At 62.7% G+C, this 22,798-nt stretch carries 20 protein-coding genes; 17 read left to right on the top strand and 3 right to left on the bottom strand.

Annotation, left to right across the window (positions count from 1 at the left end):
• Positions 1-224 precede the first annotated feature (224 nt).
• From AAIE04_RS10395 to AAIE04_RS10330, 14 genes are all read left to right on the top strand, one after another.
• Positions 225-3,986 (top strand): nitrate reductase subunit alpha, encoded by a 3,762-nt coding sequence (locus AAIE04_RS10395; RefSeq protein WP_498576888.1) that lies wholly within the window; start codon positions 225-227, stop codon positions 3,984-3,986.
• Entirely contained in the window at positions 3,983-5,527 is a 1,545-nt protein-coding gene (gene narH, locus AAIE04_RS10390; RefSeq protein ID WP_049240570.1) for a nitrate reductase subunit beta, read from the top strand. The genes AAIE04_RS10395 and narH overlap by 4 nt, the downstream gene beginning before the upstream one ends.
• Positions 5,524-6,246: a nitrate reductase molybdenum cofactor assembly chaperone gene (gene narJ / locus AAIE04_RS10385; RefSeq protein ID WP_498576887.1), complete on the top strand. Its 723-nt coding sequence runs from the start codon at positions 5,524-5,526 to the stop codon at positions 6,244-6,246. Before narH ends, narJ begins: the two co-directional genes overlap by 4 nt.
• 2 nt (positions 6,247-6,248) lie before the next feature.
• Entirely contained in the window at positions 6,249-6,926 is a 678-nt protein-coding gene (gene narI / locus AAIE04_RS10380; RefSeq protein ID WP_019452883.1) for a respiratory nitrate reductase subunit gamma, read from the top strand.
• 273 nt (positions 6,927-7,199) lie between these two features.
• Entirely contained in the window at positions 7,200-8,207 is a 1,008-nt protein-coding gene (locus tag AAIE04_RS10375; RefSeq protein WP_498576886.1) for a 3-oxoacyl-[acyl-carrier-protein] synthase III C-terminal domain-containing protein, read from the top strand.
• The gene (locus AAIE04_RS10370) at positions 8,204-9,220 is read left to right on the top strand and encodes an NAD-dependent epimerase/dehydratase family protein (RefSeq protein WP_154746366.1); all 1,017 of its coding nucleotides are present in this window, start codon (positions 8,204-8,206) and stop codon (positions 9,218-9,220) included. The genes AAIE04_RS10375 and AAIE04_RS10370 overlap by 4 nt, the downstream gene beginning before the upstream one ends.
• Positions 9,213-10,019: an MBL fold metallo-hydrolase gene (locus AAIE04_RS10365; protein ID WP_019452880.1), complete on the top strand. Its 807-nt coding sequence runs from the start codon at positions 9,213-9,215 to the stop codon at positions 10,017-10,019. The genes AAIE04_RS10370 and AAIE04_RS10365 overlap by 8 nt, the downstream gene beginning before the upstream one ends.
• Entirely contained in the window at positions 10,016-11,302 is a 1,287-nt protein-coding gene (locus AAIE04_RS10360) for a F390 synthetase-related protein (protein ID WP_498576885.1), read from the top strand. Before AAIE04_RS10365 ends, AAIE04_RS10360 begins: the two co-directional genes overlap by 4 nt.
• Positions 11,299-11,916, top strand: a complete 618-nt coding sequence (locus tag AAIE04_RS10355; protein ID WP_498576884.1) for a phosphatase PAP2 family protein — start codon at positions 11,299-11,301, stop codon at positions 11,914-11,916. Before AAIE04_RS10360 ends, AAIE04_RS10355 begins: the two co-directional genes overlap by 4 nt.
• A complete protein-coding gene (locus tag AAIE04_RS10350; protein WP_154746363.1) occupies positions 11,913-13,046 on the top strand; it encodes a sterol desaturase family protein in 1,134 nt (377 codons plus the stop codon). Before AAIE04_RS10355 ends, AAIE04_RS10350 begins: the two co-directional genes overlap by 4 nt.
• Complete coding sequence (locus tag AAIE04_RS10345; protein ID WP_498576883.1) at positions 13,039-14,121, top strand: fatty acid desaturase family protein; 1,083 nt, start codon at positions 13,039-13,041, stop codon at positions 14,119-14,121. Before AAIE04_RS10350 ends, AAIE04_RS10345 begins: the two co-directional genes overlap by 8 nt.
• On the top strand, positions 14,118-15,203 hold the full coding sequence (locus tag AAIE04_RS10340; protein WP_498576882.1) for an acyl-CoA desaturase: 1,086 nt from the start codon (positions 14,118-14,120) through the stop codon (positions 15,201-15,203). Before AAIE04_RS10345 ends, AAIE04_RS10340 begins: the two co-directional genes overlap by 4 nt.
• 106 nt (positions 15,204-15,309) lie before the next feature.
• Positions 15,310-15,534: a hypothetical protein gene (locus AAIE04_RS10335; protein ID WP_004934623.1), complete on the top strand. Its 225-nt coding sequence runs from the start codon at positions 15,310-15,312 to the stop codon at positions 15,532-15,534.
• Entirely contained in the window at positions 15,531-15,797 is a 267-nt protein-coding gene (locus tag AAIE04_RS10330) for a hypothetical protein (protein ID WP_063918511.1), read from the top strand. The genes AAIE04_RS10335 and AAIE04_RS10330 overlap by 4 nt, the downstream gene beginning before the upstream one ends.
• A gap of 9 nt (positions 15,798-15,806) precedes the next feature.
• Here the strand turns inward: AAIE04_RS10330 and AAIE04_RS10325 are convergent, their stop codons facing one another.
• Genes AAIE04_RS10325 through AAIE04_RS10315 form a run of 3 tightly spaced genes read right to left on the bottom strand, consistent with a single transcriptional unit; the run spans position 15,807 to position 18,384 of the window.
• The gene (locus tag AAIE04_RS10325; protein WP_004934619.1) at positions 15,807-15,959 is read right to left on the bottom strand and encodes a DUF2474 domain-containing protein; all 153 of its coding nucleotides are present in this window, start codon (positions 15,957-15,959) and stop codon (positions 15,807-15,809) included.
• 14 nt (positions 15,960-15,973) lie between these two features.
• The gene (cydB, locus tag AAIE04_RS10320) at positions 15,974-16,981 is read right to left on the bottom strand and encodes a cytochrome d ubiquinol oxidase subunit II (protein ID WP_063918510.1); all 1,008 of its coding nucleotides are present in this window, start codon (positions 16,979-16,981) and stop codon (positions 15,974-15,976) included.
• A gap of 2 nt (positions 16,982-16,983) precedes the next feature.
• Positions 16,984-18,384 (bottom strand): cytochrome ubiquinol oxidase subunit I, encoded by a 1,401-nt coding sequence (locus tag AAIE04_RS10315; protein WP_004934615.1) that lies wholly within the window; start codon positions 18,382-18,384, stop codon positions 16,984-16,986.
• Between the two features lie 144 nt (positions 18,385-18,528).
• On the opposite strand from AAIE04_RS10315, the gene AAIE04_RS10310 reads away from it, so the two are divergent.
• The 3 genes from AAIE04_RS10310 (at position 18,529) to AAIE04_RS10300 (ending at position 22,795) form a co-directional block, all read left to right on the top strand.
• Positions 18,529-19,947, top strand: a complete 1,419-nt coding sequence (locus tag AAIE04_RS10310; protein WP_019452872.1) for an aminotransferase-like domain-containing protein — start codon at positions 18,529-18,531, stop codon at positions 19,945-19,947.
• A 187-nt stretch (positions 19,948-20,134) separates the two neighbouring features.
• Positions 20,135-21,790 carry an ABC transporter substrate-binding protein gene (locus tag AAIE04_RS10305; protein WP_498577065.1) on the top strand — a complete coding sequence of 552 codons (1,656 nt, stop codon included), beginning with the start codon at positions 20,135-20,137 and terminating at the stop codon, positions 21,788-21,790.
• A 48-nt stretch (positions 21,791-21,838) separates the two neighbouring features.
• Positions 21,839-22,795: an ABC transporter permease gene (locus tag AAIE04_RS10300; protein WP_498576881.1), complete on the top strand. Its 957-nt coding sequence runs from the start codon at positions 21,839-21,841 to the stop codon at positions 22,793-22,795.
• The last annotated feature ends 3 nt before the right edge of the window (positions 22,796-22,798 follow it).

Raw genomic sequence — 22,798 nt, 5'->3', positions numbered from 1 at the left:
CCGCCCGTTCGCCTTTACCCTAATGCTCCATTTTATTTATTTTAATTCAATCAATTAACCTCATTTTTCACCCCTATACTTTGGTGGTATTCCTCTTCCGACGCGCGCGTCGCCGCCCGCTTTCTCTTGATCGCAATCAATTTGCCGCCGCTTGGCCGTCAGTAGGCTGGCGGCAGATTGAGCATGTCTTCTTATAACGACAAGAGCCTTCAGGAGCATTCCGGATGAGCAAATTTTTAGACCGTTTCCGCTATTTCAAGCAGTTGGCGGAGCCTTTTTCTGGCGAGCACGGCCAGACCTTGAACACCAACCGCGACTGGGAAGACGGCTACCGCAGCCGCTGGCAGCACGACAAAGTGGTGCGTTCCACCCACGGCGTGAACTGCACCGGTTCCTGCAGTTGGAAGATCTACGTGAAGAATGGTCTGGTGACCTGGGAAACCCAGCAAACCGACTATCCGCGCACCCGTCCCGATCTGCCCAACCATGAACCGCGCGGCTGCCCGCGCGGCGCCAGCTACTCCTGGTACCTGTACAGTGCCAACCGGCTGAAATACCCGCTAATGCGCAAGCGCCTGCTCCAGCTGTGGCGCGAGGCGAAAGCGCAGCACAGCGATCCGGTCGCGGCCTGGGGCTCTATCGTCGGCGATGCGGAAAAAGCCAAAAGTTACAAGGTCGCGCGCGGCCGCGGCGGTTTCGTCCGCTCCAGCTGGCAGGAGGTCAATGAACTGATCGCCGCCGCCAACGTCTACACCGCCAAAACCTTCGGTCCTGATCGCATTATCGGCTTCTCGCCGATCCCGGCGATGTCGATGGTGTCCTACGCCGCCGGCGCCCGCTACCTGTCGCTGATCGGCGGCGCCTGCCTGAGCTTCTACGACTGGTATTGCGATCTGCCGCCGGCCTCGCCGATGACCTGGGGCGAACAGACCGACGTGCCGGAATCCGCCGACTGGTATAACTCCTCCTACATTATCGCCTGGGGCTCCAATGTGCCGCAGACGCGCACCCCGGACGCCCACTTCTTTACCGAAGTGCGTTACAAGGGCACCAAAACCGTGGCGGTGACGCCGGACTATGCCGAAGTCGCCAAGCTGTGCGACCACTGGCTGAACCCGAAACAGGGCACCGACAGCGCGATGGCGCTGGCGATGGGCCACGTGATGCTGAAAGAGTTCCACCTGGATCGCGAAGTTGGCTACTTCCGCGACTATGTGCGTCGCTATACCGACATGCCGATGCTGGTGCTGCTGGAGCCGCGTGAAGGCGGCCATTACGCCGCCGGTCGCCTGCTGCGCGCCGCCGATCTGGTGGACGGGCTGGGCCAGGAAAACAATCCCGAGTGGAAAACCGTCGCTATCGACGGCCGCAGCGGCGATCTGGTGGCGCCGCAGGGCTCCATCGGTTTCCGCTGGGGCGAAAAGGGCAAGTGGAACCTGGAACAGCGCGAAGGCAAGGCGCAGCAGGAAGTCGAGCTGCAGCTCAGCCTGTTGGGCGTGCATGACGAGGTTGCCGAGGTGGGCTTCCCATACTTCGGCGGCGCCGACAGCGAGCATTTCAACAGCGTGGCGCTGGACGAGATCCTGCTGCACAAGCTGCCGGTGAAACGCCTGCAGCTGGCTGACGGCAGCGAAGCGCTGGTGACCAGCGTGTACGATCTGACGCTGGCCAACTACGGCCTCGAGCGCGGGCTGGGCGACGCCAACTGCGCCGCCGACTATGACGAGGTCAAGGCCTACAGCCCGGCCTGGGCCGAACAGATCACCGGCGTGTCGCGCCACAACATCATTCGCATTGCCCGCGAGTTCGCGGAAAACGCCGAGAAGACCCACGGCCGTTCGATGATCATCGTTGGCGCCGGCGTCAACCACTGGTATCACATGGACATGACCTACCGCGGCCTGATCAACATGCTGATCTTCTGCGGTTGCGTCGGCCAGAGCGGCGGCGGCTGGGCGCACTACGTCGGCCAGGAAAAACTGCGGCCGCAAACCGGCTGGCTACCGCTGGCGTTCGGCCTCGACTGGCAGCGCCCGCCGCGCCACATGAACAGCACCTCGTTCTTCTACAACCATTCCAGCCAATGGCGCTATGAAACCGTCGGCACCGACGAGCTGCTGTCGCCGCTGGCGGACAAGTCGCGCTTCGGCGGCAGCCTGATCGACTTCAACGTGCGCGCCGAGCGCATGGGCTGGCTGCCGTCGGCGCCGCAGCTGGGCACCAACCCGCTGCGCCTGGCGGAGCAGGCCCGCGCGGCCGGCCAATCGCCGGTCGAATTTACCGTCGACAGCCTGAAGAACGGCTCGCTGGGCTTTGCCGCCGAGCAGCCGGACAATCCGCAGAACTTCCCGCGCAACCTGTTCGTCTGGCGCTCCAACCTGCTGGGCTCTTCCGGCAAGGGCCATGAGTACATGCTCAAATACCTGTTGGGCACCGAAAACGGCATTCAGGGCAAAGATCTCGGCCAGCAGGGTGGCGTGAAGCCGCAGGAAGTGGAATGGCGCGAGCAGGGCGGCGAAGGCAAGCTGGATCTGGTGGTGACGCTCGATTTCCGCATGTCGAGCACCTGCCTGTACTCCGACGTGGTGCTGCCGACCGCCACCTGGTACGAAAAAGACGACATGAACACCTCCGACATGCACCCGTTCATTCATCCGCTGTCGGCGGCGGTCGATCCGGCCTGGGACTCGAAGAGCGATTGGGAGATCTACAAAGGCATCGCCAAGGCCTTCTCCGAGGTGTGCGTCGGCCATTTGGGCCAGGAAACCGACGTGGTGACGCTGCCTATCCAGCACGATTCCGCTGCCGAACTGGCGCAGCCTTACGGCGTGCAGGACTGGAAGAAAGGCGAATGCGACCTGATCCCCGGTAAAACCGCGCCGCACATCATCGCGGTGGAGCGCGATTACCCGGCCACCTACGAGCGCTTCACCTCGCTGGGGCCGCTGCTGGACAAACTGGGCAATGGCGGCAAGGGCATCAGCTGGAATACCCAAACCGAGGTCGATTTCCTCAAGCAGCTGAACTACGTCAAGGCCGACGGCCCGGCGGCGGGGCGGCCGAAGATCGAAAGCGCGATAGACGCGGCGGAAGTGATCCTGTCGCTGGCGCCGGAAACCAACGGCCAGGTGGCGGTAAAAGCCTGGGAAGCCTTAAGCAACGTCACCGGCCGCGATCACCGGCATCTGGCGCTGAACAAGGAAGACGAAAAGATCCGCTTCCGCGACATTCAGGCGCAGCCGCGCAAAATCATCTCCAGCCCGACCTGGTCTGGCCTGGAGGATGAACACGTTTCCTATAACGCCTGCTACACCAACGTGCACGAGCTGATCCCGTGGCGCACGCTCAGCGGCCGCCAGCAGCTGTATCAGGATCACGAGTGGATGCGCGCCTTCGGCGAAAGCCTGCTGGTGTACCGGCCGCCGATCGACACTCGCGCCGCCCAGCCGCTGCTCAACAGCAAGCCGAACGGCAACAAGGAGAAAGCGCTGAACTTCCTGACGCCGCACCAGAAGTGGGGTATCCACTCCACCTACAGCGACAACCTGCTGATGCTGACGCTGTCGCGTGGCGGGCCGATCGTCTGGCTGAGCGAAGACGACGCCAAAGATCTGGGCATCGCGGACAACGACTGGATCGAGGCCTTCAACGCCAACGGCGCGCTGACGGCGCGCGCGGTGGTCAGCCAGCGTATCCCGGCCGGCATGACCATGATGTATCACGCGCAGGAGCGCATCGTGAATCTGCCTGGCTCGGAGATCACTAGCCAACGCGGCGGCATCCACAACTCGGTGACCCGCGCCTGTCCGAAGCCGACCCACATGATCGGCGGCTATGCGCAGCTGGCCTACGGCTTCAACTACTACGGCACCGTCGGCTCTAACCGCGACGAGTTCGTGGTGGTGCGCAAGATGAACCGCATTGATTGGTTGGACGACGAAGGCAACGACTACGCGCAGGGCAGTCAGCAGGAGAACAGCAAATGAAAATTCGTTCGCAAGTCGGCATGGTGCTGAATCTGGACAAGTGCATCGGTTGCCACACCTGTTCGGTCACCTGCAAGAACGTCTGGACCAGCCGAGAAGGCATGGAATACGCCTGGTTCAACAACGTGGAAAGCAAACCCGGCGTCGGCTATCCGCACGCCTGGGAAGATCAGGAAAAATGGAAGGGCGGCTGGATCCGTAAAATCAACGGCAAGCTGGAGCCGCGCATGGGCAACCGCGTCGGCGTGCTGGCGAAAATCTTCGCCAACCCGGACGTGCCGGCGCTGGACGACTACTACGAGCCGTTCGATTACGACTACCAGCATCTGCACACCGCCAAACAGGGCAAACACCAGCCGGTGGCGCGCCCGCGCTCGCTGATCACCGGCCAGCGCATGAACAAGATCGAAAGCGGCCCGAACTGGGAAGAGATCCTCGGCGGGGAATTTGAAAAGCGCTCGCAGGACAAGAACTTCGACAACCTGCAGAAGGCGATGTACGGCCAGTTCGAAAACACCTTCATGATGTATTTGCCGCGTCTGTGCGAGCACTGCCTTAATCCGGCCTGCGTCGCCACCTGCCCGAGCGGGGCGATTTACAAACGCGGCGAAGACGGCATCGTGCTGATCGACCAGGACAAGTGCCGCGGCTGGCGCATGTGCCTGACCGGCTGCCCGTACAAGAAAATCTACTTCAACTGGAAGAGCGGCAAGTCCGAGAAGTGCATCTTCTGCTACCCGCGCATCGAAGCCGGGCAGCCGACGGTGTGTTCGGAGACCTGCGTCGGCCGCATTCGTTACCTCGGCGTGCTGCTGTACGACGCCGATCGCATCGAGCAGGCGGCGGCGGTGGAGAACGACAAGGACTTGTATCAGAGCCAGCTCGATATCTTCCTCGATCCGCATGACCCGGCGGTGATCGCTCAGGCGTTGGCGGACGGCGTGCCGCAGGGCGTCATTGAAGCCGCCCAGCAGTCGCCGGTGTACAAAATGGCGATGGACTGGAAACTGGCGCTGCCGCTGCACCCGGAATACCGCACGCTGCCGATGGTCTGGTACGTGCCGCCATTGTCGCCGATTCAGTCTGCCGCTGACGCCGGCGAGCTGGCGCACAGCGGCGTATTGCCGGACGTCGAGAGCCTGCGCATTCCGGTGCAGTATCTGGCGAACCTGCTGACCGCCGGCGATACCGAACCGGTATTGTTGGCGCTGAAGCGCATGCTGGCGATGCGCCACTACAAACGGGCGGAAACCGTCGACGGCGTAGTGGACACCAGCGCGCTGGAGCAGGTCGGTCTGAGTGAAGCGCAGGCGCAGGAGATGTACCGCTACCTGGCGATCGCCAACTATGAAGATCGCTTTGTGGTGCCGTCGAGCCACCGCGAACTGGCGCGCGAAGCCTTCCCGGAAAGCAAAGGCTGCGGCTTCAGCTTCGGCGACGGTTGCCACGGCAGCGACGGCAAGTTCAACCTGTTCAACAGCCGCCGTATCGATGCCATCGACGTGACCGCGAAAACCGCGCGGCCGGAGGACGCCTCATGATCAGCCTGAAAGTGATCGCCCGCCTGCTGGATTACCCGGAGCAGGCGCTGTTTGACCATCAGCAGGCGCTGATCGAAGCATTGGAGCCGGCCAGCGAGCTGGATCTGCACCACAGCGCGCAGCTGATTCTGTTTATCCGCCGCCTGTGCGCGCGCCCGTTGCTGGACGCGCAGGCCGACTATTGCGAACTGTTCGATCGCGGCCGCGCCACCTCGCTGTTGCTGTTTGAACACGTGCACGGCGAATCGCGCGATCGCGGCCAGGCGATGGTCGATCTGATGGCCCAGTACCGCGCCGCCGGGCTGGAGATCGACAGCCGTGAGCTGCCGGACTTCCTGCCGCTGTACCTGGAGTATCTGGCCAGCCGCAACGCGGCGCAAGCGCGCGAAGGGTTGCAGGACATCGCGCCGATCCTGGCGCTGCTGGGTGCGCGTTTGCAGCAGCGTGAAAGCCTGTATGCGGTGCTGTTCGATTTGCTGCTGGCGTTGTCCGGCAGCGAGGTGCAGGCGCAGGCGCTGGAGACGCAGGTGGCGCAAGAGGCGCGCGACGATACGCCGCAGGCGCTGGATGCGGTGTGGGAAGAGGAGCAGGTCAAGTTTCTCGGTGAACAGGGCTGCGCTTCCGCCCAGCAGACGGCGCACCAGCGGCGCTTCGCCGGCGCGGTGGCGCCACAGTATCTGGACCTGACGGATGCGTTAACCGGAACCAAAGGACTCTAATCATGCAATTTTTGAATCAGTTCTTCTTCGACATCTACCCTTATCTGGCCGGTGCGGTGTTCCTGATCGGCAGCTGGCTGCGCTACGACTACGGGCAGTACAGCTGGCGCGCCGGCTCCAGCCAGATGCTGGATAAAAAGGGCATGCGCCTGGCGTCCAACCTGTTTCACATCGGCATTATCGGCATCTTCGCCGGCCACTTCCTCGGCATGCTGACGCCGCACTGGATGTATGAGGCCTTCCTGCCGATCGACGTGAAGCAGAAGCTGGCGATGATCGCCGGCGGCGCCTGCGGCCTGATGACGCTGATCGGCGGCGCACTGTTGCTCAAACGCCGGTTAACCAACCCGCGGGTGCGTGCTACCAGCAGCTTCGCCGACATCATGATCCTGACGTTGCTGGTGGTGCAGGTGTGCCTCGGCCTGCTGACCATTCCGTTCTCCGCCCAGCATATGGACGGCAGCGAAATGATGAAGCTGGTGGCCTGGGCCCAGGCGGTGGTGACCTTCCACGCCGGCGCCTCTGCGCATCTCGAAGGGGTGGCGCTGATCTTCAAGCTGCACATGGTGCTGGGTATGACGCTGTTCGTGCTGTTCCCGTTCTGCCGCCTGGTGCATATCTGGAGCGCGCCGGTGGAATACCTGACCCGCCGTTACCAGCTGGTGCGCAACCGCCGTTGAGCCTGACCTCGCCGCCGCTGATCGCCAGCGGCGGCGCTATTCCGATAATTCGCCCGCCGTCTGCCCATTCTCCCCGCCATGTCGTAAACTGAATATCTCAGTCATGTTACGCTTATGCTTACGCCGACGGACGTCGGCCCGTGGTAGCCGATAACAAGAGATACCGCCTTGATGAAAGGCATTTTGGGATATAAAAACCGGGGATGATCCGCGTGGCCTTCGCGTCGTGCGGGAGAATCGCTTTATGGATAGTCAGGTTAATCAATAACAATAATGACCACACAATTTCGCTCACCCGAGCCGCTGCCTCTGAAAATCATCGCCACCGGGGCTGCGTTGCCGCCCAACCGCGTGGCTTCTTCTACGCTCGATGCCCGCCTGGGGAAACCGGCCGGCTACGTTGAGAAACGCTCGGGCATCGTTTACCGCTATCATGCCGCCGACGACGCCAGCCAGGCCGAGCTCGCCGCCGCCGCGCTGCAAGACGCGCTGGCTCGCAGTGCCCTCCCGGCAGCCTCTATCGACCTGCTGATCTCCGCCTCGGCGATTTCGGTGCAGGCGCTGCCGTGCACCGCCGCGCATATTCTCAAGGTGGCGGGGCTGGCGCCGGGCACGCCGGGCTTCGACATCAACAGCAGCTGCGTCAGCTTTATCTCTGCGCTGCAGGTGGCGGCGGGGCTGTTGAACGCCGGAACGTATCGACGCATCGCCATCGTCTCGGCCGATCTCGCTTCACGCGGCATCGACTGGCAGCACGAAGAGTCGTCGCTGATCTTCGGCGACGGCGCCGCCTGCGCCATCGTGGAACGCGGCGACGGCGCCAGCGGCATCCTCGCCAGCCTGGTGGAAACCTATCCCGCCGGCAGCGAGCTGTGCGAAATCCGCGCCGGCGGCACGCGGCGCAACCCGCGCGCCGGCATGTGCGAGCAAGATTTCCTGTTTCATATGCAGGGCAAGCCGCTGTTCCGCCAGGCGTCGGCGCTGATTGAGGATTACCTCGACCGGCTGCTGAGCGCCAGCGGCTTGACCCTGGCGCAGATCGCCACCGTGGTGCCGCATCAGGCCAGTCATCTGTCGCTCGAACATATGCGCAAGCGGCTGCACGTCTCCAGCGAGGCGCTGGTGGATATCTACCGCCATCATGGCAATCAGGTGGCGGCGTCGATTCCGACGGCGCTGCATGCCGCCGTGACCACCGGGCGCTTCAATCCCGGTCGGCCGGTGATGCTGATCGGCACCGCCGCCGGGCTGGCGCTGGCCGGCATGGTGTTGCTGCCATGAGGGTGCTGGTCACCGGGGCGACCAGCGGGCTGGGGCGCAACGCGGCGCAGTGGCTGCTGGAGGCGGGACATCAGGTGCGCGCCACCGGCCGCGACGAGCGGGCCGGCGAAGCGTTGCGTCAACTGGGTGCCGAGTTTTTCTCGCTCGATCTGGCGCAGGCCACACCGCAGCAGTGCCGGCAGTTGGTGACCGGCTGCGAGTGGGTGTGGCACTGCGCGGCCAAGTCCTCGCCCTGGGGCGGCAAAGCGGAGTTTCACCGCATCAACGCCGCCGCAACGGAGAAACTGGCGGAGGCGGCGGGGCGCTGCGGCGTGCGGCGCTTCGTGCATATCTCCACGCCGGCGATCTACTTCGATTTTCGGCCGCATTACGATCTTGACGAAGGTTTCCGTGCCCGGCGCTTCGCCAATCATTATGCCGCCAGCAAGCACGCCGCCGAGCAGCGGCTGTTGGCGCAGGCGAAAACCTATCCGCAAACCACCTACATTATTCTGCGGCCGCGCGGCCTGTTTGGCCCGCACGATCGAGTGATCGTGCCGCGGCTGTTACAGCAGCTCGAACGCGATCGCGGCGTGCTGCGGCTGCCCGGCGGCGGGCAAGCGCTGCTGGACCTGACCTTCGCCCCCAACGTCGTGCACGCGATGGAACTGGCCAGCCGGCAGCGCGGGTTGCCGTCCGGCGCCGTTTACAACATTACCAACCACCAGCCGCAGCGGTTGGCGGAGATGCTGGATGCGTTGCTGCGTCAGGAGCTGGGGCTGAGCTACCGGCTGCAGGCCGTGCCTTATCCGCTGCTGCACGCGCTGGCCGGCGGCATGGAGCTGTGGGCGACGCTGAGCGGCAAGGAACCGCTGCTGACGCGCTACAGCGTGGCGGCGGTGCATTTTGACATGACGCTGAGCCAGACCCGCGCGATTGAAGAGCTGGGCTATCGGCCGCGTTACTCGATGGAGGAGGGCATCCGCCTGACCGGCGAGTGGCTGCGGCAGCAAGGAGGCATACAGCATGGCTAAGGTCACCGTTTTTGAAGTGGGTTACTGCACGCATATCGGCTGCATGGCGCTGCGCGGCGCCGGGTTCCGGGTGTGCAAATTCCCGGCGCGCGCCTATCTGCTGGAGGTGGGAGAGCGGCGCTGGCTGTGGGATACCGGCTATGCGCGTTATTTTCAGCAGCACACGCAGTCGGGGCTGTTCAGCCTTTACCGCCGAATGACGCCGGTCTATTTCGATCCCGCCGAGTCGTTGGCGCATCAGTTGCGCGCCGCCGGTTACGCCGAGGGGGATATTCAGACGCTGATCGTCTCGCATTTTCACGCTGATCACATCGCCGGGCTGCATGATTTCGGTCAACTCGACTTTATTTGTTCAGGCGAGGGCTGGCGGCAAACCCGTGATCTGCGCGGTTTCGCGGCGCTGAAGCGCGCCTTTATTCCCGGCCTGATCCCGCCGGATTTCGAGAGCAACCTGCAGTTTATGGAAGCTTTTCCCTCGGTGGCGTTGCCCGCGCTGCTGGCACCGTTCGAGCGCGGCTATGCGTTGCCGGGCAGCGAAGGGCAGATCGTGCTGGTGCCGTTGCCGGGGCATGCGGCCGGTCATATCGGCGCCTTTATTCTCACCGACGCCGGTTGGACGCTGCTGGCCAGCGACGCCGCCTGGTCGCCGCAGAGTTACCAGACGCTGCGTGGGCCTTCGCGCCTGGCCAATCTGGTGATGGACGACGCGGCGGCCTATACCCGCACGCTGGAGCGGCTCAACCAGCTGTGGGCGGGCGGCCAGGTCAACATTTTGCTGTGCCACGAGGGGGACCTGTGATCCCCTTCATGACCCTTTGGCACTATTTCCGTGCCCGGCGCCTGCGCTTTGGCGATCGTGCGGCGCTGGAGGCGCATCAGGCCCGCCAGCTCGCGGGCTTTGCCCGCCGGGTGCTGAGCAAGAGCCCCTATTTTCAAGGCTTCAGCCGCCGGCCGTTCGCCGAATGGCCGCAGATGGACAAGGCGTTGATGATGGAGCTATTCGATCGGATGAACACCGCCGGGCTGCAGCGCGATGCGGTGCTGGCCTGCGCGCAGCGCAGCGAGGCGGATCGCGATTTCACGCCGAAGATCGGGCGCTACAGCGTCGGATTGTCGTCCGGCACCTCCGGGCAGCGCGGCGTGTTTGTCGTCAGCCCGCGCGAACAACAGGTGTGGGCCGGCGGCATGCTGGCGAAGATGCTGCCGGACGGGCTGTTGGCCGGCGAGCGCGTCGCGCTGTTTCTGCGGGCGGACAATAATCTTTATCACAGCGTGAACAACCGTTGGCTGAGCCTGGCGTTTTACGATCTGCTGGCGCCGTTCAGCGGGCATCTGCCCGCATTGGAACGGCAGGCACCCAGCATCATCGTGGCGCCGGCGCAGGTGCTGCGCGCGTTGGCGTTGGCGGTGCTGGCCGGGCAGGTGAAGCTGCCGGTCAAAAAAGCGATCTCGGTCGCCGAGGTGTTGGAAGAGCAGGATCGCCGCCTGCTGTTGCAGGTATTTCCGGCGGTCGGTGAAGTGTATCAGGCTACCGAAGGTTTCCTCGCCGCCACCTGCGCGCACGGTACGTTGCATCTGAACGAAGAGTTCTTGCATATTGAACCGCAGTGGATCGACGAATTGCGTTTCACGCCGCTGATCACCGACTTTACCCGCCGCACCCAGCCTATCGTGCGCTATCGGCTGGACGATGTGCTGGTGCTGCGCAAGGAGCCCTGTCCGTGCGGGCAACCGACGCGGGCGATCGCCCGCATCGAGGGGCGGCGTGACGATCAGCTGATGCTGCCTGATGCGCAGCGGCAACCGCAGGCGGTGTTCGCCGATGCCTGCAGCCGGACGATCGCCAATGCGCTGCCGTTAACCAGCGATTACCGGCTGATCCAGCATGGCGAACGGCGACTGGAGCTGATCGCCGATTGCAGCCAGTCTGAATTGGCGCACTGCCAGGCGCAGTTGAGCGCGCTGTTCGCTCGCCAGGGCATCGCCACCGAGCGGCTGGAATGGCGGTTGACGGCGCAGGCGGTGCTGCCGCAGTTCGACCGCAAACGGCGGCGCATCGTGCGCCAGGCGGAGGAGGCATGAAAAACGCACTGTTCAGGCTGTGGCAGATGCTGCTGGGCTGGGGGACGGTTGGCATCGTGTATAACCTGACCGATCGCTTGCAGGGGGCGGGAACGCTGTTGCCGCCGTCGGCGCTTGACCGGGCGATCCCGTTCAGCTCCTCGGCCATCTGGCTGTATCTGTCGTTCTTCCTCATCGTCCCGGCGGGCTATCTGTTGGCGCCGCTGCAGCGGATAAAATGGCTGACGCTGGCGATGCAGCTCACCGCGTTGGGCGCCGGTGCGGTTTATCTGTTGTGGCCGACCACCATGGCCTATCCTCAGAACGATGGCGTTGGGATCAGCGCGCAGCTGCTGGCGGCGTTAACCCAGGTGGATTCGCCGCAAAACTGTTTACCTTCGTTGCACATGGCGTTGACGGTATTGGCGGTGTGGGCGCTGAGCGACGGCGAGCGCAAAATGCGCACGGTGCTGTGGATGCTGTGGGGCGTGGCGATCGCGTTCTCCATTCTGCAACTGCGCCGCCATTTGTTTGTCGATCTGGCCGGCGGCGTGCTGTTGGCGCTGTTCGCCGGCTGGTTGGCTCTGCGCATGCAGACCCTGCGTGGGCGCGTGGTTAAAGGAGAAATGGGATGAGCGATCTGGCGTTGCCGATAGTGTTCATGCTGTTCATCGTGGTGGCCGAGGCGGTGGCGTTGCAGTGGGGGCGCCGTGAACCGGTTAACTGGCACGATCTGGTGTTCAACCTGAACTCCGGCCATATCATGCTGTGGCTGTTCCGCGGCCTGGAAATTACCTGCTACGGCTACGTGGCCGCACATTTCAGTCTGGGGCTGCTGGACGCCTGGCCGCCGCTGTTGATGTGGCTGTTCGCTTTGCTGGCGTGGGACTTCGGTTTCTACTGGCTGCACCGTCTGCACCACCGTTTCCGGCTGCTGTGGGCGGTGCACGTGGTGCACCATCAGGGCGAGCATTTCAATCTGTCGTTGGGGGTGCGCAACTCCTGGTATTCGTCGTTGACGTCGATCCCGTTCTTTTTGCTGCTGGCGCTGGCGGGCGTGCCGCTGTCGGTATTCGTCACGGTGTCGATTTTTCATTACAGCATCCAGCTGTTTAATCACAACGCGCTGACGCCGAAGCTCGGCGTGCTGGAAAACATTCTGGTCACGCCCGCGCACCACCGGGTGCACCACGTCAAGGACATGGCGTATTCCAATAAGAATTTCGGCGGCAGCTTTATCTTCTGGGACAAGCTGTTCGGCACCTTCTGCCCGGCATTGCCGACCACGCCGTTCAGCTATGGCGTCAGCGGCGACAGACCATCCGCCAACCCGTTCTGGGCGAGCAATCTGCCGTTCCTGCGTTATTTACGGCTGGGTTGGCGCCCGACGCCCGGGCGGCCGCGCGACCGCCGTTCGGCGTTCAGCGTATTCAGCGGCGCCATGCTGTTGTTCTCATTGGTGGTCGGTTACGTCTACCAATACGGCTATGGCTACGCTGACGTCAGCTGGCCGCAAATGGCGCTGCTGGCGTTGCTGGCGTTGGGATCGGTGGCATTGGGCGGCATGACGGAAGGGCGGCCGTGGGCGAGCGCGCTTTGGTTGTTGATCGCAGTAGGCATGCCGCTGCTGTTTATCGGCTATCTCGGCTGGCCGCAGCGCTATTGGCATATCGCCATGGCTGCCGTGGCGCTGCATGCCCTGTGTGTCGCGCTGGGCTGGGGGCGCATGGCCGCGTCGGTCGCCGTGGAGGAGCCGCATGGTTGAATCACTGCCGCCGCTGAGTTTTCCCGCCGATGGCGAACAGGCATTCCACCGCGATCTCAAACGTGCGGCGCATGCCTGCCTGGCGGGCGATCATCGCTATGCCGATGCCGCGCGATTGGCCAAGGCCGCGCTGCTGATGGCGTTGTGCATCGGCTTTTACGCGCTGAGCCTGCTGCAGCATCAGCCCTGGGCGTTTTTCCTCTGTTATTTCCTGTTCGTGACCATGGGCATGCTGCTCAACGTCAACGTCAATCACGATGCTTCGCACAACGCTTTCCTGCGCGCGCCCTGGGCCAATCGCCTGGTGGGTCGGTTGGTGACGTTGCCGCTGGGCGTCGATCCGGACTATTGGCGCACGCGGCACGTGGATTACCACCATGTTTACGCCAACGTCGAACACTACGATCTGGACACCGAAGAGAACGGCTTTTTCCGCCAGACGCCGTTCCAGCGCTGGCGGCCCCATATGCGCTATCAGCATCTTTACTGGCCGCTGATCGCCGCGCTCTCGTTGCCTTACATCGCCTGGATTTTCGATTGGTCCGATCGGCTCGATAAAACGCCGCTGCGCGAAAAACGCGTGCTGGCCGGGCGCGGCGGTTGGGCGCTGTTCGTGCTGTGCAAGCTGGCCCATCTGGCGCTGGTGCTGATTGTGCCGCTGATCCTGTGTCATTTGCACGGCATCGGTTGGGGATGGGTGTTGCTGGCCTACGCGCTTAGCCAGATGTGCGCCTCGCTGCTGGTGGTGTTCCTGCTGTTGGGCACCCACTGGGCGCAGGCCGAGTTTTACCCGGCGCCGACGGGCGAGACCATGCCGCACGGCTGGTACCGGCACAATTTTGCCACCGCCTGCGACTGGCAGCCCGAGCCGCGCTGGCTGGAGCACCTGACCGGCGGCTTGAACTATCACCTGACGCATCACCTGTTCCCCGGCTGGAATCACCGCCATTACCCGGCGCTGGCCGCGGCGGTGGCGGAGGTGGCGCAGCGGCACGACATGGCGTACCGCTGCATCGGCTATCGCGAACTGCTGGCGCAGCAACAGCGTTTCCTGCGCCGCATGGGGCAGCCATGAAAGCGCTGCGACCGTTAGCCTATCGGCGCGACGACAGCGGGTTGCATCGCGCGCTGATGCAGGCCGCCCAGCATTATCTGGCGATCAATGGCGACCACCGCTTCGCCGACGGCGGCATGCTGGCGAAGGTGGCACTGCTGCTGGCGCTGTGCGGTCTGTGTTACGGGCTGAGCCTGCAGCAGCAGAACGGCTGGGCGTTTTTCGCCTGTTACTTCGGTTTTATCTTTATCGGCATGTTCCTGACGGTCAATGTGGTGCACGACGCCTCACACAACGCGTTTTTCCGTCGGCCCTGGGCCAACCGCTGGCTGAACGCCCTGGTGAGCGTGCCGCTGGGGCTGGATCCTGACTGCTGGCGCGTGCGGCATGTGCTGTTCCACCATGCCCATAACAATATCGAACATTACGACCCCGACATCGACGCCAACGGCGTGCTGCGGCAAACGCCGTTCCAGCGTTGGCGGCCCTTTATGCGCGCACAGCGTTACTATTGGCCGCTGGTGGCGGCGCTGACGTTCCCGTACTACATCTGGCTGTTCGACTGGCTGGACCGGGCGGGCTGCACTCGCGTCGCGGCCCGCATGGCGCAGCAGGGCGTGCGTGGCTGGAGCGCTTTTCTGGCGGGGAAGGCGGCGCACCTGCTGCTGGCGCTGGCGATCCCGTGCTGGCTGCTGCCGCCGGCCATCGGCATCGGGCAAATCCTGCTGGTCTATTTGCTGAGCCAGATGCTTTCTTCATTGCTGTTCGTGATGTTGATCATCGGCACCCACTGGGCCAAGGCCAACTTTTACCAGGCGCCGGCGCAGGGCGCGATGCCGCACGGCTGGTATCATCATGTGTTCGCCACTACCTTCGACTGGTTGACCCGGCCGCGCTGGCTGGGCTACTGGCTCGGCGGGGCGAACCTGCATTTGACGCATCATCTGTTCCCGCACTGGAGCCACCGCCATTACCCGGCGCTGAGCCGCATTATCGGCGAGGTGGCGCCGCGTTTCGGCATCGACTACCGGCTGCTTGAGTTGGAGGAACTGTTGCGTCTGCAGCAACGCTTCCTCAGCGCGATGGGACGCAAGCCGCACTAGCGTTGCATGCGGGTTATGCGAGACGTTACGCAGTTCACTAATTGAACGATATTTACCCTTCCAGTAGACTTTCTCCCTGTGAATCAACGGCCACAGGAGGTGGAGTATGCGGAGTTTACCTATTCGGTTATCCAATGAGATCGACGACAGTTTGAACGATATCGCCCGGCGTCACGGGATGGCCAAAACTGACGTCATACGGCTGGCGTTTGCTTTAATGACGATTGCCGACCGTGAGTGGATGAAACAGGATGGTTCCCGCCTCGGTATCGTGCGTGAAAGCGACGAGGGGCTGGAGGCCGTCGCCGTGGTGGTGGGGATTTTTCCATGAAGCCGCAAAATGAGCGCCCGCAGCTCGATGCTGAAAGGTTGTATTTGGATCCTTCGCTGGTTTTCGACGAAATGGAGCGGCTGCGCCTGGCGCGTCAGGTGCTGTGCGGGATATTTGCGGTCAGCGTGGGCGTATTCGCCGCCCACGCGTATTGGGATAAAAATGAAGCGCTGAATCAGGTGTTCGAGCTGGTGAAGATCGGTGCCTTGCCGCTGGTCACGCTGGTGGTCTCTTTCTACTTTCCCAACAGCGCGGCCAGATAAGGCGCCGCGTTAATGCGACTTCATGCCCGCCGCGGTCATCAGCAAGCGGAACAGTGAGGCGACCACGAACAGCCCCAGCACGCTGGCGCTCCAGATGATCACCAGCCAACCGATGCGTTTCCACCAGGGCGCCGGGGCGGCTGCGGCCGTTTTATCTTGCATAGCGTCCTCCCTCCTCAGTGATAGCCGTGTTCATGGCTGATCTTGCCGCGGAACACGTAGTAGCTCCAGAAGGTGTAGACCAGAATGATCGGGATGATAAACAGCGCGCCTACCAGCATAAACCCAAGGCTCTGCGGCGGTGCGGCGGCGTCCCACAGGCTGATGGCCGGCGGGATCAGGTGCGGCCAGATGCTGATGCCGAGCCCGCTCAGGCCGAGGAACACCAGCAGCAGCGTCAGCATGAACGGCGAGTAGTGCGCGCCGCGTTTCACCCCGCGTTGAATTCCCCAGGCGCTGAGCAGCACCAGCACCGGCACCGGCAGCAGCCAGAACAGGTTCGGCAAGGTAAACCAGCGGGCGGCGATTTCCGGATGGGCGATCGGCGTCCAGATACTGACCGCAGCCAGCACCAACAACAGGATCGCCAGCAGCGGCGTCGCCAGGTGATACATGCGCGCCTGCAGATCACCGGCGGTTTTCATCACCAGCCAGGTGCAACCGAGCAGGGCGTAGGTCACCACCAGCCCCAGCCCGCAGAACAGTGCGAACGGCGTCAGCCAGTCCAGCGCGCCGCCGGCGTAGGTGCGCCCCTCGACCGGGAAGCCGTTGATCACGGCGCCCACCACCACCCCCTGGCTGAAGGTGGCGAACAGTGAGCCCCAGATGAACGCCTTGTCCCAGATATGGCGCTTTTCCGGTGTTGCCTTGAAGCGAAACTCGAAGGCTACGCCGCGGAAAATCAGCCCGATCAGCATCAGCGTCAGCGGGATCGCCAGCGCATCGAGGATCACCGAGTAGGCCAGCGGGAAGGCGCCGAACAGCGCCGCGCCGCCCAGCACCAGCCAGGTCTCATTGCCGTCCCACACCGGGGCGACGGTGTTCATCATCAGATCGCGGTCGTCGCTCGCTTTCACCCACGGAAACAGGATGCCGATGCCCAAATCGAAACCGTCCATCACCACGTACATCATGGTGCTGAACACGATGATCACAAACCAAATCAGCGGAAGATCGATGCCCATGTTCAGCTCCTGTCATCCAGAGTGTCGTTGACCGCGGACAGCGGACGCGCCGGGCGGCCCTCGGTATTGTCTTCTTGGTGCTCATGCGGCTGCGGCCCTTTGCGGATCAGGCGCATCATGTAGGAATAACCCACGCCGAACACCGAGCAATAGACGATAATAAACGCCAGCAGGCTGATGCTCATGTGCAGATCGCCATGCGCGGAGACCGCATCCTTGGTGCGCAGCAGGCCATACACCACCCAGGGCTGGCGGCCGATCTCGGTGGTGAACCAACCCGCGAGCAGCGCCAGCAGCCCGGACGGGCCCATCCACAGAATGAAGTACAGGAACGGACGCGACTGATACAGCCCGCCGCGCCAGCGCAGCCACAGGCTCCATACCCCGGCCAGAATCATCAGCATGCCCAGCCCGACCATGATGCGGAACGACCAGAACACCACGGTGGAGTTGGGGCGATCTTCCGGCGGGAAGGATTTGAGCGCCGGCACTTGCTCGGTCAGGCTGTGCGTCAGGATCAGGCTGCCGAGATAAGGCACCTCCAGCTTGAAGCGAGTCTCTTCACGCTGCATGTCCGGCCAACCGACCAGGATCAGCGGCGTAGCTTCGCCCGGCGGGTTTTCCCAATGGCCTTCGATGGCGGCGATCTTCGCCGGCTGGTGTTTCAGCGTATTCAGGCCGTGCGCATCGCCGATCAGCGCCTGCACCGGCGCGACGATCAGCGCCATCCACATCGCCATCGACAGCATCTTGCGCATCGCCGGCGTATCGCGGCCGCGCAGCAGGTGCCAGGCGGCGGAAGCGCCGACGAAGAACGCCGAGGAGAGGAAGGCGGCGGTGGACATGTGCAGCAGGCGATACGGGAAGGACGGGTTGAATATCACCTTCAGCCAGTCGACCGGCACCACCTGGCCGTTGATAATTTCGTGTCCCTGCGGGGTTTGCATCCAGCTGTTGGAGGCCAGGATCCAGAAGGTGGAGATCAGCGTGCCGAGTGCCACCATACAGGTAGCGAAGAAGTGCAGCCCTGGGCCGACGCGGTTCCAGCCGAACAGCATCACACCGAGGAAACCGGCTTCGAGGAAGAAGGCGGTCAGTACTTCGTAGGTCAGCAGCGGCCCGGTAATGCTGCCGGCGAACTCGGAGAAGAAGCTCCAGTTGGTGCCGAACTGGTAGGCCATCACCAACCCGGAAACCACGCCCATGCCGAAGTTAACGGCGAAAATCTTTGACCAGAAATGGTAAAGCTCACGATAGGCTTCATTGTGCGTTTTCAACCATAATCCCTCCAGCACCGCCAGATAGCTGGCTAAACCGATGGTGATGGCGGGGAAGATGATATGGAAAGACACGGTGAAGGCGAACTGTATTCTGGCGAGTTCCAGTGCATCAAGACCCAGCATGGCGCCTCCTAGGGTTGAACATAAATTAACCTCTTGAGTATAGCTGTCATTTTTATGTGAAAAGCTTGGCGTGAAGTTAATCACGAAGTACAGTGACTATAATAGTGACAGTTATTTTACTTTTTCATATAACAGTTAAGAGCTATGACCCGATACGAACAGCTTGCGCAGCAGATTAGAGAACAGATCCAGAACCGGGTGTGGCGGGCGGGCGACAAGCTGCCTTCGCTGCGCGAAAGCGGCAAACGCGCCGGGCTGAGCCTGATGACGGTGGTGCAGTCTTACCAGCTGTTGGAGAGCCAGGGATGGATCGTCGCCCGGCCGCAGTCGGGCTATTATGTGGCGGCGCGCCCGCAGCCGTTGCCGCAGCCTTCGCGCGGCGAGAAGCTGGTGCTGAGCGAGCAGGTGGACATCAACGCCTTTATCTTCGACGTGCTGCAGGCCTGCAAGGACCCGGACATCGTGCCTTTCGGTTCGGCGTTTCCCGACGCCACGCTGTTCGCGCAGCCGAAGCTGGCGCGGGCGCTGAGCAGCGTGGCGCGCAAGTTCACGCCGCACAGCTCGCTGGCTAACCTGCCGCCGGGCAACGACGCGCTGCGGCGGCATATCGCCCAGCGCTATGCGCTGAGCGGCATGCAGGTGGCGCCGGACGAGATCGTCATCACCGCCGGGGCGATGGAGTCGCTCAGCCTCAGCCTGCAGGCAGTGACCCAGCCGGGTGACTATGTGGCGATCGAGTCGCCGGCGTTTTACGGCGCGCTGCAGGCGCTGGAGCGGTTGCGACTGAAGGCGGTGGCGATCGCCACCCATCCGCAGGACGGCATCGATCTGGATGCGTTGCAGCAGGCGGTGGAACAGTATCCGATCAAGGCCTGCTGGCTGATGACCCATTTCCAAAACCCGCAGGGCGCCACCTTGCCGGAGGCCAACAAACAGCGTCTGGTGGCGCTGCTGCGCGAGCGGCAGATCTCGCTGATCGAAGACGATGTCTACGGGGAACTCTATTTCAGCGCCGAACGGCCGCTGCCGGCCAAGGCGCTCGACAGCGGTGGCCAGATCCTGCACTGTTCGTCGTTTTCCAAATGTTTGGCGCCGGGCTTTCGCGTTGGCTGGGTGGCGGCGGGGCGTTACGCGCAACAGATCCAGCGTTTGCAACTGATGAGCACCGTTTCCACTAGCGTGCCGACCCAGATGGCGCTGGCGGATTATCTGTTGCACGGCGGCTACGATACCCACCTACGGCGGTTGCGTCGCCTGCTGGCTCAGCGCCAAAGCGCCATGCGTCAGGCGATCGCCCACCATTTTCCGCCGACGGTGAAAGTCAGCCAGCCTGACGGCGGTTATTTTCTGTGGCTGGAGCTGGATCCGGCGCTGTCGTCGATGGAACTGTACCGGCGCGCTCTTTCTCGGGGTATCAGCATCGCGCCGGGGCGCATGTTCACCACCGGCGACCATTTCAATCACTGCTTCCGTCTCAACGCCTCGTTTGAATGGAACGACCGGTTTGAAGAGGCGATAAAAACCTTAGCCAAACTTATCCGGGGGCTGGCGGCGACCGGTTGAACCGCGTTTGGCACGACGGTTCGCCCCAGAAAAATTCATAATGCTTTTTTCGGCAATGGAATGCCGGTTTCGTTGTTAGACAGCCCTCCAGCCGCCCATTACTCTGCGATAAATTTTGTCACATTTTTATCAACGGGAAGACGAGGGGCAGTGGGTGAGTGGAATAAAAAATAAACTAAACAAACTGTTGCGTTATCGGCTGACGCCGCTGGCGTTGGTCTGCGCGCTGGGGCTGAGCGCCGGCGTTCAGGCGGAAACGCTGGCCGAAGGCATCACGCCGGCCAGCGACGCCGCTCGGGTGCCGGCCGCCGCCAAACTGCGCAAAGACACCGTGGTGGCAGGCATCTCGGAGCCGCAGGGGATTTTCAACCCGTATCTGTTCACCAACGGCTGGGACGAGAACGTGACCGACGTGATCTTCAGCCGCCTGATCGGCCTGGACAGCCAGGGCAAGCCGGAAGGACGCCTGGCTGAGTCCTGGCAGGTCAGCCCCGATAATCTGACCTACACCATCAAGCTGCGGCCGAACCTGGTCTACAACGACGGTTCGCCGTTGAAGGCCGACGATATCGCCTTTACCCTGACGCTGCTGCACGACCCGGCCTATGACGGCGATACCGATATCACGCCGGCGCACATTCAGGGCGGCGCCGACTATAAAAACGGCACCGCGGCCAGCATCAGCGGGCTGAAGGTGATCGATGATCGCACCATTCAGATCGTCACCACGCAACCGGGCGCGACCACTTTACAATTGATCGGCGGGCCGGTGCTGTCTCGTGCTTACTACGGCAAAGACTATCAGCGCGGCAAGCTCGACGGCGTGCGCGCCTTCAACGGCAAGCCGCTCGGCAACGGCCCCTACATTTACGACAGGTATGTGCCGGGGCAAGAGATTCGCTTCCACGCCAACCCGAACTTCTACCTTGGCCCGCCGCCGATGGCGCGCTTTATCTATCGCGTGACCAACCCGGCTACCAACTTCCAGCTGTTCCAGACCGGCGAGACCGACTACGACGCCTTTACCGCCAAGCCTGACGATATCGAACAGCTGAAGCTGCTCGGCTTCGCCAATATCAACCTCTACAGTTCGAGCGATTACAGCCGCGTCGACTTCAACCTCCGGCGCCCGGCGCTGCAGGACAAACGGGTGCGCCAGGCGCTGATCTACGGTCTGGATCGGCAGAGGCTGATCGCCGTGGTATACCAGGGGTACGGCAAGGTCGCCAACCAGCCAATCTCGCCGATCTCCTGGGCCTATGACGCGAACGGCATCAATCCCTACGCTTACGATCTCGATAAGGCCGGTAAGCTGTTGGACGAGGCCGGTTGGCGAGTGGGGGCGGATGGCATTCGGCAAAAAGACGGTAAAAAGCTGGAGCTGACGCTGTTGGTGACCAAAAAACTGATCAACGATGCGTTGGTGCCGATCGCCAAGGACAACTACCGCCGGCTCGGCGTGGTGCTGAAACCGCAGGTATTGGATTTCAACGCGCTGCTGGCGCAGCGCAAGGCGGGCAATTATGACCTGGCGTCCCTCAGCACCAGTACGTTGAACGATCCGCACGACGGCGTGCGCGATTTCATCAGCCGCGAGAGCCAGACCGGGTATCACAACCCGCAGGTGGATGCACTGATCGCCAGGGCCAACGCCACGCTGGACATCGCGCAGCGCAAACCGCTGTACCATCAGCTGTATCAGGTGTTGGCGGACGATCCGCCGGTGATCTTGCTGGGCAACCGCGAAATCTTGAGCGCCAGCAGCGCGCGCGTCACCGGCTTTAAACCGGATATCTACAACGGCTTGGTCGGCAGCCTGCCGAACGTCAAACCGGCACCGTAACGCCCTGAAGCCGCTGCGCCGCTTCGGGCGGCGGCGATGGAAACCGCAATGAGAAACTTTATCCTGCGCCGTCTGTTGCAGACTATCCCGATGCTGCTGTTGGCTTCATTGCTGATTTTTTGCATCTTCGCCCTGGCGCCCGGCGACTTTATCGATGGCAACATCAACCTGACCGCGCAACGCGCCGCCGAGCTGCGGGCGCTGTACGGGTTGGATCAGCCGCTGTTCAGCCGTTACCTGCACTGGCTTGGCCGATTGCTGCAGGGCGACCTCGGCTTTTCGCTGCAGTACCAGATCCCGGTCAGCACGCTGCTGAATCAATACATCTGGAATTCGTTCCTGCTGGCGGCGGTGGCGATGGTGCTGTATTGGGGCATCGCGCTGGCGGTGGGGGTGGTCTCGGCGATGAAACCCTATTCGCTGTTCGATCATCTGATCACCGTGGCGGTGTTCGCGGCCATGTCGTTTCCGACCTTTTTTCTTTGCCTGTTGCTGATCAAATGGTTCGCCGTCGATCTGCACTGGCTGCCGGCGGGCGGTATGTTGCGCACCGGCAGTGAGTCGAGCGGGCTGGCCTGGGCACTGGAGGTGGCGGCGCATCTGCTGTTGCCGGTGCTGGCGCTGGTGATGCTGCAGGCCGGCAGCCTGACGCGCTATTTCCGCGCCAGCATGCTGGAGGTGATCCGCATGGACTATATCCGCACCGCGCGCGCCAAGGGGCTCAGGGAGAAAACGGTGATCCTCAAACACGCGCTGCGCAATGCGCTGTTGCCGATCATCACCCTGCTGGGGTTCGAGCTGCCGGGATTGTTCTCCGGCGCGCTGATCACCGAAAAAATCTTCAACTGGCCGGGGGCCGGGCATATTCATATCGATTCGCTGGCGGCGCGCGACTACCCGGTATTGATGGGTTTTACGCTGTTTCTGGCCGCCTTGACCATTCTCGGCAACCTGCTGGCGGACATTCTGTACGCCTACGCCGATCCGCGCATTCGCTTGAGGTAATAC

Source organism: Serratia sp. Ae19-1 (assembly GCF_059801225.1).
Note: the sequence above shows the minus strand (reverse complement) of the source record. Positions and strands in the feature narration are given on the sequence as shown.